This window comes from Candidatus Spongiihabitans sp., assembly GCF_965247905.1.
GTDB lineage: Bacteria > Pseudomonadota > Gammaproteobacteria > Arenicellales > Poriferihabitantaceae > Spongiihabitans.
In genome coordinates this window covers 569,492-582,110 of the sequence record NZ_OZ252047.1, presented here as the reverse complement: position 1 = coordinate 582,110, position 12,619 = coordinate 569,492, and the positions used below count along the sequence as shown (strand labels likewise).

Sequence of the window (12,619 nt, the reverse complement as noted above, 5' to 3'; positions counted from 1 at the left end):
GAAATTCCATAAAAAAGAGTATACTATGCAAAGATTAGTTGGTTGTTCTGATTGAGTATTAAATAGCGAATGAGGCGTTGGTTATGACACAGATTGGTGATTTTAATCCATTTAACCCGGGTCCGGGAGAATCCCCGCCTTATCTGGCCGGTCGGGAAAATGAAAAGGACCAATTCAAACAGAGATTGGCAAGAATGTCTGCCGGAAGGTCGCCTGGCACAGAAATAATCATGTATGGGCCACGTGGTATGGGCAAAACCGTGCTATTAAACTGGTTGGAAATTGAAGCCCAAAGAGGTGGTGCGGAACATAATCCTATACGCACCAGTTGGGCGACTCCGGATGAATTAAAAAAACCAATACACATGTGGAATTGCCTGTTACCTATGAATTGGAAAAAATTATTAAAACCTATTCACTGGGGGACAAAATTCTTAATATTTTCTGTTGGTTGGAAGTCAAACGCAGCGGCAAGTCCGGCGCTAGTGAATACTTTGATCAAAGAATGTAAAAAACGACCACTGGTGTTTTTAATGGATGAAGCACATACCATGGACGCCGGTCTATGCCGTGTTTTGTTAAACGTAAGCCAAAAGGTAAGAAAAAAAGCACCCTTTTTGCTGGTTCTCGCCGGCACTCCCGGCTTATCACATTTCCTGACCACGGTGAACGCCAGTTTTGTTGAGCGTTCCGATGTGATCGGCATTGGCCGTTTGGATGCACAGGCCACAGCAGATGCCATTGTAAAGCCGCTAAATGAACATGGCATAGAAATAGACGACACCACACTCGCACAGGTCGTTGAAGACAGCCAGCACTATCCTTACTTTATTCAACTTTGGGGCGCGGCTCTCTGGGATCTGGCAAAGCAAAAAGACCTGCAAAAACTGACTGCTCAAGAAATTACCGAAGCAGAAACAAAGGTTGAGAACCGCCGGTTAAACTTTTATGAAAAACGCAGAAAAACATTAAGCGATCTTGGGTTGCTGCCGGCGGCTGTTGCTATTGCGGCACTATTCCAAGACGCGGAAACAACCACAATGGATACGCTCATAGATGTTATTGCAGATAATTTACCTGTCGATTCACATACTACACAGTCAGTTAATGAACATCTGCAAACGCTTATTCGCCATGAATTTATTTGGAATCCACCAGATTCAATATTATTCGAGGCCGGCATCCCGAGTTTGATGAAATATGTCCTGGACCGGCAACGCGAGCATGTGCAAAAAGTATCGCCGGCATCTCGCGCCTAGCGACTAACATTCTCATCCAGTCATTGCCCGGCCCATATTATTATTGGCCGGGCAATCCAGTTATTAAACCGTTCGGCGTAGCCGAACTCATTATTATCGCGGCTACGCCGAACGGTAATGATAGCGGCTAACGCCGCTGGCAATGAGTCCGGCGCCCTCCCTGCCGTCATTGCCCGGCCCATATTATTATTGGCCGGGCAATCCAGTGGAATATTTGTCACGCGCAGCGTGACCCCTTATTTCTCGGTTACTTTGGCATCTCAAAGAAATTATCCCCGCCCGATTTACCGTTGTCTCCCCAACCTGTCATTCTCGCCGCAGGCGGGAATCCAGACGCGGCGAAGCCGCGCAAATGGCGGCGGCTTCACCGCCATTTAAGGACAGCGGCTAACGCCGCTGAGTTTAATAACTGGATTGCCCGGAACAAGCCGGGCAATGACGAGTTGGGGGCGAATTGGACAATGATATCCCTGCCGTCATTCTCGCCGCAGGCGGGAATCCAGACGCGGCGAAGCCGCGGGCGGCGGCTTCACCGCCATTTAAGGACAGCGGCTAACGCCGCGGGTAATGAGTCCGGCGCCCTCCCTGCCGTCATTGCCCGGCTTGTTCCGGGCAATCCAGTGGAATATTTGTCACGCGCAGCGTGACTCCTTATTTCTCGGTTACTTTTGGCGTCTCAACGCGCCTTTATCCTCTCGGTTCACCATTATCCCGTCAATTCGTCATTCTCGCCGTAGGCGGGAATCCAGACGCGGCGTAGCCGCGCAAATGGCGGCGGCCTCGCCGCGATAATAATGAGTTCGGCTTTGCCGAACGGTTTAATAACTGGATTGCCCGGAACAAGCCGGGCAATGACGAGTTGGGGGCGAATTGGACAATGACATCCCTGCCGGCGTTCGGATTGCTGGCGTTGGTTATCATTCTGCAAAGACGACGCCGAGGCCAACTGACGGCTTGACACCGGGCGGTTGGTAATGAAATTGCCGCTCGCATTCTGAATAATTGGCACTATTAAGGTCTTGACATATCTGGCATTTATCCAGATAATCGCATGCATACACCCTAACCCCCTCCGGGATTTCGCCAGCGATGGCGCCCCGGAGGGTTTTTTTTTATTTATAAATTGTTTCCCTGATGCCGTCTGTAACACCAACGCCCCCCAAGCAGTAGTGTTTATTGATGGCAACAATTGGTATCACAGTCTCAAACAAATTAGTGTTGACAGTTACGCTTTGGACTATCGGAAAGTAGCGAGAAAACTCCTTATGGATAGCCGGGAGTTGACCGGAATCAGATACTACATCGGTGAAATTCTTAGCAACATTACACTTATACACCAGCAAAAAGCACGTCTGAAAAATCTGCACACACAGCAAGTACATATTTCTCTCGGGCGAATCGAAAAAATTCCGGTATCGTCCAAGAATAATCCTCTGGCTACAAAAATAAATCAAATCATTGAACGGGATGGCACGCGCATCCCCGATGACATCCGCCAGGAATTAACCCAACTAACTCGCGAAAAAATTTTCACCTATACCGAAAAACAAGTGGATGTTCGCATCGCTGTTGATTTGGTGAGTATGGCACAGCGCGATGAATACGATGTCGCCTACCTGCTTTCGGCGGACGGTGATTTTGTTCCTGCGGTTGAAGAGGCGAGACGCTGGAATAAAAAGGTATTTGCGGTCAGCGCATCGCAAGGAGGTCGTCTGAGCAATGCGGTTGATTCTTTCATCAAAATCCCCTCATCCGATTGGTTTCACGGCTGTTATAAATAACAAGAGCTAACGCCCGGCGATTTTTTCCGCCTGCCGCGAGAATGATAAAAGTTTTTTTTCATTGATTATAAAAAACATTGCGCGCCGCATTTTGCGCGTATCCGGGATGATACGCGCAAAAAATCGCCGAAATTCCATAAAAAGAGTATACACTGCAAGAGTTAGTTGGTTGTTCTGATAACCTATTAAATAGCGAATGAGGCATTGGTTATGACACAGATTGGTGATTTTAATCCGTTTAATCCGGGTAGCGGGGAATCCCCGCCTTATCTGGCAGGTCGGGAAAGCGAGCAGGGTCGGCTTAGAAAAATATTGGCAGAAATATCTGCCGGAAGGTCGCCTGCCGCCGAGACAGTTATGTATGGGCCCCGGGGGATGGGCAAAACCGTGTTGCTGAATTGGCTCGAAGATGAAGTCGAAAAGGGCGGTGCAAAGAACAATTCTATACGGGTAAGCCGAGTGACTCCCGATCAACTAACATCTCCGGCAGAAATGTGGGATTTTCTAATATCTAAAAATTGGCTGCAAAAAAAGTTTCCGAATAAAAAGGAAGTTGGGGTTAAAGGATTTCTATATGGTGCTTGGACTGAAAACTCTACCTCCCCGAAAGAACTATTGGATAAATTGATTCATCAATGTAAAAAAAGTCCTTTGGTGTGTCTGCTGGATGAAGCACATACTATGGATGCGGGCTTGTGCAATGGTTTGTTAAACCTGAGCCAGGCTGTACGCAATGAAGCACCATTTTTACTAGTTCTCGCCGGCACCCCTGGCCTGAGACATTTCTTGTCCACGGTGAACGCAAGTTTTGTTGAGCGTTCCAATGTAATTGGCATTGCACGATTAGATGCGCAAGCCACTGCGGATGCCATCGTAAAGCCGTTAAATGAACACGGCATAGAAATAGACGACAACACCCTTGCGCAGGTCGTTGAAGACAGCCAGCACTATCCTTACTTTATTCAACTTTGGGGCGCGGCTCTCTGGGATCTGGCAAAGGAAAAAGACCTGCAAAAACTGACTTCTCAAGAAATTACCGAAGCAGAAACAAAGGTTGGGAACCGTCGGTTAAACTTTTATGAGCAACGCAGAAAAACATTAAGCGATATTGGATTGCTGCCGGCGGCTGTTGCTATTGCGGCAGTATTCCAAGACACGGAAACAACCACAAGGGATTATCTCAAAGAGATCATTGCAGATAATTTACCTGACGATTCACTGGCTACACAGTCAGTTAATGAGCATCTGCAAACGTTTATTCGCCATGAATTTATTTGGAATCCGCCGGATACGAATTTATACGAGGCTGGCATCCCCAGTTTGATGAGATATGTCTTGGACCGGCAACGTTAGCCGCTATCATTACATAACAAAAACAAGTAAAATTGTGCTAAAAACCACTTGCATCCCCCACAAAACAGTGTTTTACTTACCATCCATTTTTTTCCAATCCAAGGAGTAAGGATATGACATCGTTAGCATTTGACACCCATCAAGCCTTCAAAGACCTCAAGGGTGCCGGAGCCAAAGAGGAACTGGCCGAAGTCGTGGTAACCACCATCAGCACCGCCATTAGCGAACAGGTAGCCACCAAGGCTGACATCGTGGCGGTCAAGGCTGACATCGTGGCGGTCAAGGCTGACATCGTGGCGGTTCGGACTGATTTGAAATTTCACCGCAATGCCACCAAGTCTGAGTTCAGAGCCATTCGGTCTGAGATAGAATCTCTTGGCAATGCCACCATGGCTGAGTTCAGAGCCGTTCGGTCTGAGATAGAATCTCTTGGCAATGCCACCATGGCTGAGTTCAGAGCCGTTCGGTCTGAGATAGAATCTCTTGGCAATGCCACCAAGGCTGACATGGAACTCCTTAAAAAGGACTTGTCCATCCGTCTCGGGTTTATGCTTTTCACCGGACTCGCTGCTATGACCACTATCCTCCAAGTATTCAAATGAGTCCGGCTACGCCGGACTTTTTCTTGATTGCCACTGTCTTCTCAAAACGCCTTTGTCCTTTCAATCCACTATTACCTACCATTCGTCATTCTCGCCGGCAGGCGGGAATCCAGACGCGGCGTAGCCGCGCAAATGGCGGCGGCTTCGCCGCCATTTAAGGATAGCGGCTAACGCCGCTGGTTTAATAACTGGATTGCCCGGAGCGAGCCCGAAGGGCGCGTATCAGGGATGATACGCGCAAAAAATCGCCGAAATTCCATAAAAAAGAGTATACTATGCAGAAGAGCCAGTTGCTCGATTGAGCATTGGATGGCGAATGAGGAGGCCATCATGACACCCACAAGAACACGAAATCCGTTCAAGCCAGGTAGAGGAGCAACCCCGCCTTATCTGGCAGGTCGGGAAAATGAGCAGAATCGGCTCAGGGAGATATTGGCAGATATGGCTGATGGAGATTCTCCTGCCGCCGACATAGTGATGTATGGCCCACGCGGCATGGGTAAGACAGTACTATTAAATTGGTTAAAAAATGAGGCAAAAAAATCTGGCACGGTGGATAATCCCATACGCACAAGTTGGACGACCCCCGATCAATTAGCATCTCCGGCGGACATGTGGAGTTGCCTAATGTCCAGTGATTGGAAGAAAAATTTAAAACCGGATGAAACAAAATTTGGATTTGGGGCATTATCTGGCACTTGGACGAGAAAAGGTGTCTCTAACCAAGCCCTGATAAATGATTTGATTTCTGAATGTAAAAAAAGTCCTTTGGTATTTCTGATGGATGAAGCACATCAAATGGAATCAGGTCAATGTCGTGGTTTATTAAACGTAAGTCAGACTGTACAAAACGAAGCCCCCTTTTTGCTGGTTCTCGCCGGTACTCCTGGCTTGGCACACTTCTTGAAGACAGTGGGGGCTAGTTTTGTTGAACGTTCCACGAAAATGGGCATTGCACGATTAGATGCGCAAGCCACTGCGGACGCCATTGTAAAGCCGTTAAACGAACATGGCATAAATATAGACGACAGCACCCTTGCGCCGGTCGTTGAAGACAGCCAGCACTACCCTTACTTCATTCAACTTTGGGGCGCGGCTCTTTGGGATTTGGCAAAGCAAAAAGACCTGCAAAAACTGACTTCTCAAGAAATTGCCGAAGCAGAAACAAAGGTTGAGAACCGCCGGTCAAACTTTTATGAACAACGCAGAGCAACATTAGACGACCTTGAACTGCTGCCGGCGGCTGTTGCTATTGCGGCAGTATTCCAAGACACGGAAACAACCACAAGGGATTATCTCAAAGAGATCATTGCAGATAATTTACCTGACGATTCACTGGCTACACAGTCAGTTAATGAGCATCTGCAAACGTTTATTCGCCATGAATTTATTTGGAATCCACCAGATTCAATATTATTCGAGGCGGGCATCCCGAGTTTGATGAAATATGTCCTGGACCGGCAACGCGAGCATGTGCAAAAAGTATCGCCGGCATCTCTCGCCTAGCGACTAACGTCCTCACCCCGTCATTGCCCGGCCCATATTATTATTGGCCGGGCAATGACGAGTTGGGGGCGAATTGGACAATGACATCCCTGCCGTCATCCTCGCCGGCAGGCGCAAAAAATCGCCGAAATTCCATAAAAAAGAGTATACACTGCAAGAGTTAGTTGGTTGTTCTGATAACCTATTAAATAGCGAATGAGGCGTTGGTTATGACACAGATTGGTGATTTTAATCCATTTAGGCCAGGGACTGGGCAAAGCCCGCCTTATCTGGCAGGTCGGGAAAGCGAGCAGGGTCGGCTCAGACAGATATTGGCAGAAATGGCTGCCGGAAGGTCGCCTGCCACAGATATGGTCATGTACGGCCCCCGCGGCATGGGAAAAACCGTGCTGCTGAATTGGCTCGTAGATGAAGCCGAAAAGGGCGGAACAAATGATAATTCTATACGTACAAGCGCGACGACTCCGGATGAATTAAAAGAACCAATAGACATGTGGAATTGCTTGCTATCCATGGACTGGAAAAAACGCTTAAAACCTAGTCACTGGATGGCGAAATTACCAATAATTTCTGCTACTTGGGAGTCAAAAGCAGCGGCAAGTCCGGCATTAGTGAATACTTTGGTCAAGGAATGTAAAAAACAACCCTTGGTGTTTTTAATGGATGAAGCACACACCATGGACGCGGGGCTGTGTCGTGTTTTGTTAAATATAAGCCAGAAGGTAAGAAAAAAGGCACCATTTTTGCTAGTGCTTGCCGGCACCCCTGGCTTATCACATTTCCTGACCACAGTGGGGGCTAGTTTTGCTGAACGTCCCAAGAAAATGGGCATTGCACGATTAGATGAACAGAGTGCCGCGGACGCTATTGTAAAACCGTTAAACGAAGAGGGTATAAAAATAGGCGCGGGCGCATTAAAACAAGTCGTGGAAGACAGCCAATGCTATCCATACTTCATCCAACTTTGGGGTGAGGCATTGTGGAATTTAGCGAAGAAAAACAACCTGCAAAAATTGACAGGTCAAGAAGTCACAATAGTAAAGCCACAAGTTGAGGGAGTGCGACAGAACTTTTATAGTGATCGGCGCGAGGATTTGAAAAAGGATGAATTATTAGAACTTGCTGTGAATTGTGCGGTAATTTTCCAAAATCAAACCAGATTTGAAGGTAAATACATTGAAAGGGTTATTAAAGATTTTTTGCCGGAGAATAAATTAGACGAACGACATCAAGCAGAGGCTTTAAGGGGACTGATTCTGAATGAATTTATTTGGCAACCGCCCGGAGCAGATTTATATGAGGCTGCTATCCCCAGTTTGATGAGATATGTACTCGATAAACAACGAGAGCATGTGCAAAAAGTATCGCCGGCATCTCTCGCCTAGCGACTAACGTTCTCACCCCGTCATTGCCCGGCCCATATTATTATTGGCCGGGCAATGACGACCCTTATTTGTCATTCTCGCCGGCAGGCGGGAAAAACCGCCCTCCCTACCGTCATTCTCGCCGAAGGCGGGAATCCAGTTAAATATCTGTCACGCGTAGCGTGACTCATTATGCGGCGAAGCCGCGATAAAAGGAGTCCGGCTACGCCGGACGACATATTCCACTGGATTGCCCGGCCAATAATAATATGGGCCGGGCAATGACGAGTTGGGGGCGAATTGGACAATGACATCCCTGCCATCATCCTCGCCGGCAGGCGGGAAAAACCGCCCTCCCTACCGTCATTCTCGCCGAAGGCGGGAATCCAGTTAAATATCTGTCACGCGTAGCGTGACTCATTATGCGGCGAAGCCGCGATAAAAGGAGTCCGGCTACGCCGGACGACATATTCCACTGGATTGCCCGGCCAATAATAATATGGGCCGGGCAATGACGAGTTGGGGCGAATTGGACAATGACATCCCTGCCATCATCCTCGCCGGCAGGCGGGAAAAACCGCCGAAATTCCATAAAAAAGAGTATACACTGCAAGAGTTAGTTGGTTGTTCTGATAACCTATTAAATAGCGAATGAGACGTTGGTTATGACACAGATTGAAGGTTTGAATCCGTTTAGGCCCGGTGATGGGCAACGCCCGCCTTATCTGGCCGGACGGGAAAGCGAGCAGGGTCGGCTTAGAAAAATATTGGCAGAAATATCTGCCGGACGACCACCCGCTGCCAACATGGTTATGTATGGGCCCAGGGGGATGGGAAAAACAGTGCTGCTGAATTGGCTCGTAGATGAAGTTGAAAAAACCGCGAAACACAATCGTCCCTTGCGGACAGTCCAATCTACCCCGACAATTTTTCCATCTTTAAAGTCTCTCTGGAACAAATTGATCTCTGATGACTGGAAGGAGAAACTCTGGCCCAATCAAATCGAATTAGGAGCAGGTGGAAACAAAATCGTGTGGAATTCAAAAGCTCCCGACGACGACGATTTAGTCAGTGCCTTGATTGAAGAATGTAAAGAGCGTCCAGTGGTGCTGTTGATGGATGAAGCACACACTATGGAGCCTGCTTTCTGCCAGGCCCTGCTGAATATAAGCCAACAAGCGCGGCAAAATGCACCCTTTTTGCTGGTTCTCGCCGGCACCCCTGGCCTGAGACATTTCTTGTCCACGGTGAACGCAAGTTTTATTGAGCGTTCCAATGTAATTGGCATTGCACGATTAGATGCGCAGGCTACTGCGGATGCCATCGTAAAGCCGTTAAATGAGCATGGCATAGAAATAGACGCTGATGATCTAGAACGAGTAGTGGAAGACAGCCAGCACTATCCTTACTTCATTCAACTTTGGGGCGAATCTTTGTGGGATCTGGCAAAGCAAAAAGAACTGCAAAAACTGACTTCTGAAGAAATTACCGAAGCAGAAACAAAGGTTGAGAACCGCCGGTCAAACTTTTATGAACAACGCAGAGCAACATTAGACGACCTTGAACTGCTGCCGGCGGCTGTTGCTATTGCGGCAGTATTTCAAAACACGGAAACAACCACAAGGGATAGGCTCAAAGAGATCATTGCAGATAATTTACCTGCTGATTCACTGGCTACACAGTCGGTTAATGAACATCTGCAAACGCTTATTCGCCATGAATTTATTTGGAATCCACCAGATTCAATATTATTTGAGGCGGGCATTCCGAGTTTGATGAGATATGTCTTGGACCGGCAACGCGAGCATGTGCAAAAAGTATCGCCGGCATCTCTCGCCTAGCGACTAACGTCCTCACCCCGTCATTGCCCGGCCCATATTATTATTGGCCGGGCAATCCAGTTATTAAATTCAGCGGCGTTAGCCGCTATCATTTCGGCGGCGAAGCCGCCGGTTTTTCGAGTTGGAATGACGAGACGAAAAGCGTGTTGTTCGGCGGAGCCGCGATAAAAGGAGTCCGGCTACGCCGGACGACATATTTTAACTGGATTCCCGCCTGCGGCGAGAATGACGGGGTGAGGGGTCAATGGTGAATCGGAAGGCGATGATTCCTTTTGAGACGCCAAAAGCAACCGAGAATAAGGAGTCACGCTGCGCGTGACAATTATCCACTGGATTGCCCGGCCCATATTATTATTGGCCGGGCAATGACGGATTGGGAGGCAATGGTGAATCGGGCGAGAATGATTTTTTTTTGGGGAATTATCTACATGTTTAACCATTGGTAATTAAGCATAATTCCCATAAATCAACGTCCGAAACCAGGATCGTCATTACGACCTTTAGTAAGGGCATCCTGATTCGATTTTGATGCTGCCGGTGATGCCTCTTGAATATGCTCTCGCTACTAATCCAGTATATAAGTCATCAGACTGGGGATGCCTGGCTCGTATAAACCCGTCCCCGGCGGATTCCAAATAAACTCATGGCGAGCCAAGTCCCTCAAAACCTGCGATTCATGTGGCTCGTCTGATTGATTGTCTGGCAATGAATCTTTGATGGCTTTTTCGAGGTCTGCTTCTTTAAATCTTGACTGACCTTCAAATATTGCCGCACAATCTGTAGCGACTTTTAATAATCCATCATCTTTCAATCTCAGGCGGCGTTCTCCATAAAAGCCCAGCCGGACGCCCTCAACTCTTGTCTTTGCCGTGGTGACTTCCTGAGAAGTCAATGTTTGCAATTCTTTTTCCTTTGCCAAGTCCCAAAGGGCTTCGCCCCAAAGTTGAATGAAATACGGATAATGCTGGCTGTCTTCAACGACCGGTGCAAGGGTGCTGTCATCTATTTTTATGCCATGTTCATTTAACGGTTTTACGATGGCATCCGCAGTAGATTGTGCATCCAGGCGGCCAATGCCAATCTTATTGGAACGCTCAACAAAACTGGCGTTCACCGTGGACAGGAAATGTCGCAAACCGGGGGTGCCGGCGAGGACCAACAAAAAGGGCACTTCGTTTCGTATCTCCTGGCTCAGGTTTAACAAACCATTGCACAAGCCCGCATCCATGGTATGCGCTTCATCCATCAGAAATATCAAGGGACTCTTTTTACATTCATTGGTCAGAGCGCTCACCAGTGCTTGATTGGCCGCGCTCCTTGATTCCCAAGTAGCAGACAGCAGAGCAAATTTGGCAATCCACTGATTAGGCTTCAAACGCTTCTTCCAATCCTGAGACAACAAGTAACTCCATAGATCCGCTGGGGATGTTAATTTATTGGGAGTCGTCCAACTTGTGCGTATGGGATTATCCTTCGTGCCGCCCTTTTTGGCTTCATTTTCGAACCAGTGTAGTAATACTGTTTTCCCCATACCCCGCGGGCCATACATAACTGTGTCGGCGGCAGGCGGCCTTCCGGCAGACAATTCAGCCAATATCTTCTTGAGCCGACCCTGCTCATTTTCCCGGCCTGCCAGATAAGGCGGGGATTGCCCATTACCTGGCCTAAACGGATTCAAATCTTTGATCGATGTCATGGTGGATTTCTCATTTACTACTCTAATAGGAATTATATACATAAATTTGCGGCGGCGTGTTAATTGCGCTTGTCTTTTCGTCGTCGTGCTGCGGTGCGGATGTGTCACGCTGGCGGCTACGCCGCTCTGGATTGCCCGGCCAATGATAATATGGGCCGGGCAATGACGACTCTTTAATTCGTCATTCTCGCCGCAGGCGGGAATCCAGTTGAAATATGTCGTCCGGCGCAGCCGGACTCATTTGCGGCGTAGCCGTGGGAATAAGGAGTTCGGCGTAGCCGAACTCCTTATTCTCAATGTGCCATTGTCGTCTCAACGCGCCTTTGTCCTCTCAATTCACCATTGTCTCCCCAGTCCGTCATTGCCCGGCCCATATTATTATTGGCCGGGCAATCCAGTTATTAAACCGTTCGGCGTAGCCGAACTCCTTTGCTTTGATGCCGCGCCGTTTGATGCGAGAATGACGGGTTGGGAGGGGTCAATGGTGAATCGGAAGGCGATGAGTTCTTTTGAGAGGACAAAGTAACCGAGGAAAAGGAGTCACGCTGCGCGTGACAGATATTTAACTGGATTGCCCGGAACAAGCCGGGCAATGACGGGTTGGGGGGGGTAATGGTGAATCGGAAGGCGATGAGTTCTTTTGAGAGGACAAAGTAACCGAGGAAAAGGAGTCACGCTGCGCGTGACAGATATTTAACTGGATTGCCCGGAACAAGCCGGGCAATGACGAGTTGGGGGGGGTAATGGTGAAGATGATTTCTTTTGAAAAGCCTAAAGTAACCGAGAAAAAAAGTCTGGCATGGCCGGGCTTTTTAGTGTTGTCCGGCTTTGCCGGACTATTAGTGATGTCACGCGTAGCGTGACTCATTTGCGGCGTAGCCGCGATATAAGGAGTTCGGCTGCGCCGAACGGTTTAATAACTGGATTGCCCGGAGCAAGCCGGGCAATGACGGGTTGGGGGGTAATGGTGAATCGGAAGGCGATGAGTCCTTTTGAGAGGACAAAGTAACCGAGGAAAAGGAGTCACGCTGCGCGTGACAATTATTTACTGGATTGCCCGGAACAAGCCGGGCAATGACGGGTTGGGGGGTCGTCATGCGTAGCGTGACTCGTTTGCGGCGAAGCCGCGATATAAGGAGTTCGGCTGCGCCGAACGGTTTAATAACTGGATTGCCCGGAACAAGCCGGGCAATGACGGGGTGGGGAGGCAATGACGG

The 12,619-nt window shown here is 48.5% G+C and carries 20 protein-coding genes; 13 read left to right on the top strand and 7 right to left on the bottom strand.

Annotated features, from left to right (window positions below):
- Positions 1-83 precede the first annotated feature (83 nt).
- Both ACP158_RS02805 and ACP158_RS02800 read left to right on the top strand, forming a co-directional pair.
- On the top strand, positions 84-1,259 hold the full coding sequence (locus tag ACP158_RS02805; RefSeq protein WP_424947467.1) for an AAA family ATPase: 1,176 nt from the start codon (positions 84-86) through the stop codon (positions 1,257-1,259).
- A gap of 117 nt (positions 1,260-1,376) precedes the next feature.
- Entirely contained in the window at positions 1,377-1,637 is a 261-nt protein-coding gene (locus ACP158_RS02800) for a hypothetical protein (RefSeq protein ID WP_424947466.1), read from the top strand.
- 336 nt (positions 1,638-1,973) lie between these two features.
- On the opposite strand, the gene ACP158_RS02795 is transcribed toward ACP158_RS02800, so the two are convergent.
- On the bottom strand, positions 1,974-2,180 hold the full coding sequence (locus ACP158_RS02795; protein WP_424947465.1) for a hypothetical protein: 207 nt from the start codon (positions 2,178-2,180) through the stop codon (positions 1,974-1,976).
- A 248-nt stretch (positions 2,181-2,428) separates the two neighbouring features.
- Between ACP158_RS02795 and ACP158_RS02790 the strand changes: the two genes are divergently transcribed.
- The 7 genes from ACP158_RS02790 to ACP158_RS02760 all read left to right on the top strand — a co-directional run bounded on the left by ACP158_RS02790 (position 2,429) and on the right by ACP158_RS02760 (position 7,886).
- Positions 2,429-3,040 (top strand): NYN domain-containing protein, encoded by a 612-nt coding sequence (locus tag ACP158_RS02790; RefSeq protein WP_424947464.1) that lies wholly within the window; start codon positions 2,429-2,431, stop codon positions 3,038-3,040.
- Positions 3,041-3,250: 210 nt separating this feature from the next.
- On the top strand, positions 3,251-4,393 hold the full coding sequence (locus ACP158_RS02785) for an AAA family ATPase (protein ID WP_424947463.1): 1,143 nt from the start codon (positions 3,251-3,253) through the stop codon (positions 4,391-4,393).
- A gap of 113 nt (positions 4,394-4,506) precedes the next feature.
- Positions 4,507-4,995: a hypothetical protein gene (locus ACP158_RS02780; protein WP_424947462.1), complete on the top strand. Its 489-nt coding sequence runs from the start codon at positions 4,507-4,509 to the stop codon at positions 4,993-4,995.
- A 27-nt stretch (positions 4,996-5,022) separates the two neighbouring features.
- Positions 5,023-5,166: a hypothetical protein gene (locus ACP158_RS02775; RefSeq protein WP_424947461.1), complete on the top strand. Its 144-nt coding sequence runs from the start codon at positions 5,023-5,025 to the stop codon at positions 5,164-5,166.
- A gap of 270 nt (positions 5,167-5,436) precedes the next feature.
- Positions 5,437-6,501, top strand: a complete 1,065-nt coding sequence (locus ACP158_RS02770; RefSeq protein ID WP_424948387.1) for an AAA family ATPase — start codon at positions 5,437-5,439, stop codon at positions 6,499-6,501.
- A 23-nt stretch (positions 6,502-6,524) separates the two neighbouring features.
- Positions 6,525-6,665: a hypothetical protein gene (locus tag ACP158_RS02765; protein ID WP_424947460.1), complete on the top strand. Its 141-nt coding sequence runs from the start codon at positions 6,525-6,527 to the stop codon at positions 6,663-6,665.
- Positions 6,666-6,710: 45 nt separating this feature from the next.
- Positions 6,711-7,886 carry an AAA family ATPase gene (locus tag ACP158_RS02760; RefSeq protein WP_424947459.1) on the top strand — a complete coding sequence of 392 codons (1,176 nt, stop codon included), beginning with the start codon at positions 6,711-6,713 and terminating at the stop codon, positions 7,884-7,886.
- A 71-nt stretch (positions 7,887-7,957) separates the two neighbouring features.
- Here ACP158_RS02760 and ACP158_RS02755 read toward each other — a convergent pair whose 3' ends face one another.
- On the bottom strand, positions 7,958-8,173 hold the full coding sequence (locus tag ACP158_RS02755) for a hypothetical protein (RefSeq protein WP_424947458.1): 216 nt from the start codon (positions 8,171-8,173) through the stop codon (positions 7,958-7,960).
- Positions 8,174-8,187: 14 nt separating this feature from the next.
- A complete protein-coding gene (locus ACP158_RS02750; protein ID WP_424947457.1) occupies positions 8,188-8,478 on the bottom strand; it encodes a hypothetical protein in 291 nt (96 codons plus the stop codon).
- A 52-nt stretch (positions 8,479-8,530) separates the two neighbouring features.
- Between ACP158_RS02750 and ACP158_RS02745 the strand changes: the two genes are divergently transcribed.
- From ACP158_RS02745 to ACP158_RS02735, 3 genes are read left to right on the top strand one after another with little or no spacing between them, the layout of a single operon-like run.
- Positions 8,531-9,706: an AAA family ATPase gene (locus ACP158_RS02745; RefSeq protein WP_424947456.1), complete on the top strand. Its 1,176-nt coding sequence runs from the start codon at positions 8,531-8,533 to the stop codon at positions 9,704-9,706.
- A 23-nt stretch (positions 9,707-9,729) separates the two neighbouring features.
- The gene (locus tag ACP158_RS02740) at positions 9,730-9,957 is read left to right on the top strand and encodes a hypothetical protein (RefSeq protein ID WP_424947455.1); all 228 of its coding nucleotides are present in this window, start codon (positions 9,730-9,732) and stop codon (positions 9,955-9,957) included.
- Positions 9,958-9,978: 21 nt separating this feature from the next.
- Entirely contained in the window at positions 9,979-10,152 is a 174-nt protein-coding gene (locus tag ACP158_RS02735; RefSeq protein ID WP_424947454.1) for a hypothetical protein, read from the top strand.
- Between the two features lie 119 nt (positions 10,153-10,271).
- Here the strand turns inward: ACP158_RS02735 and ACP158_RS02730 are convergent, their stop codons facing one another.
- Both ACP158_RS02730 and ACP158_RS02725 read right to left on the bottom strand, forming a co-directional pair.
- Positions 10,272-11,402, bottom strand: coding sequence for an AAA family ATPase (locus ACP158_RS02730; RefSeq protein WP_424947453.1), 1,131 nt, complete (start codon positions 11,400-11,402; stop codon positions 10,272-10,274).
- 22 nt (positions 11,403-11,424) lie between these two features.
- Complete coding sequence (locus ACP158_RS02725; RefSeq protein WP_424947452.1) at positions 11,425-11,565, bottom strand: hypothetical protein; 141 nt, start codon at positions 11,563-11,565, stop codon at positions 11,425-11,427.
- A 45-nt stretch (positions 11,566-11,610) separates the two neighbouring features.
- On the opposite strand from ACP158_RS02725, the gene ACP158_RS02720 reads away from it, so the two are divergent.
- Complete coding sequence (locus tag ACP158_RS02720; protein ID WP_424947451.1) at positions 11,611-11,928, top strand: hypothetical protein; 318 nt, start codon at positions 11,611-11,613, stop codon at positions 11,926-11,928.
- A 36-nt stretch (positions 11,929-11,964) separates the two neighbouring features.
- On the opposite strand, the gene ACP158_RS02715 is transcribed toward ACP158_RS02720, so the two are convergent.
- Together ACP158_RS02715 and ACP158_RS02710 are read right to left on the bottom strand one after the other, a co-directional pair.
- Positions 11,965-12,270: a hypothetical protein gene (locus tag ACP158_RS02715; protein WP_424947450.1), complete on the bottom strand. Its 306-nt coding sequence runs from the start codon at positions 12,268-12,270 to the stop codon at positions 11,965-11,967.
- The gene (locus ACP158_RS02710) at positions 12,251-12,613 is read right to left on the bottom strand and encodes a hypothetical protein (protein ID WP_424947449.1); all 363 of its coding nucleotides are present in this window, start codon (positions 12,611-12,613) and stop codon (positions 12,251-12,253) included. The genes ACP158_RS02715 and ACP158_RS02710 overlap by 20 nt, the downstream gene beginning before the upstream one ends.
- Positions 12,614-12,619: the final 6 nt, after the last annotated feature.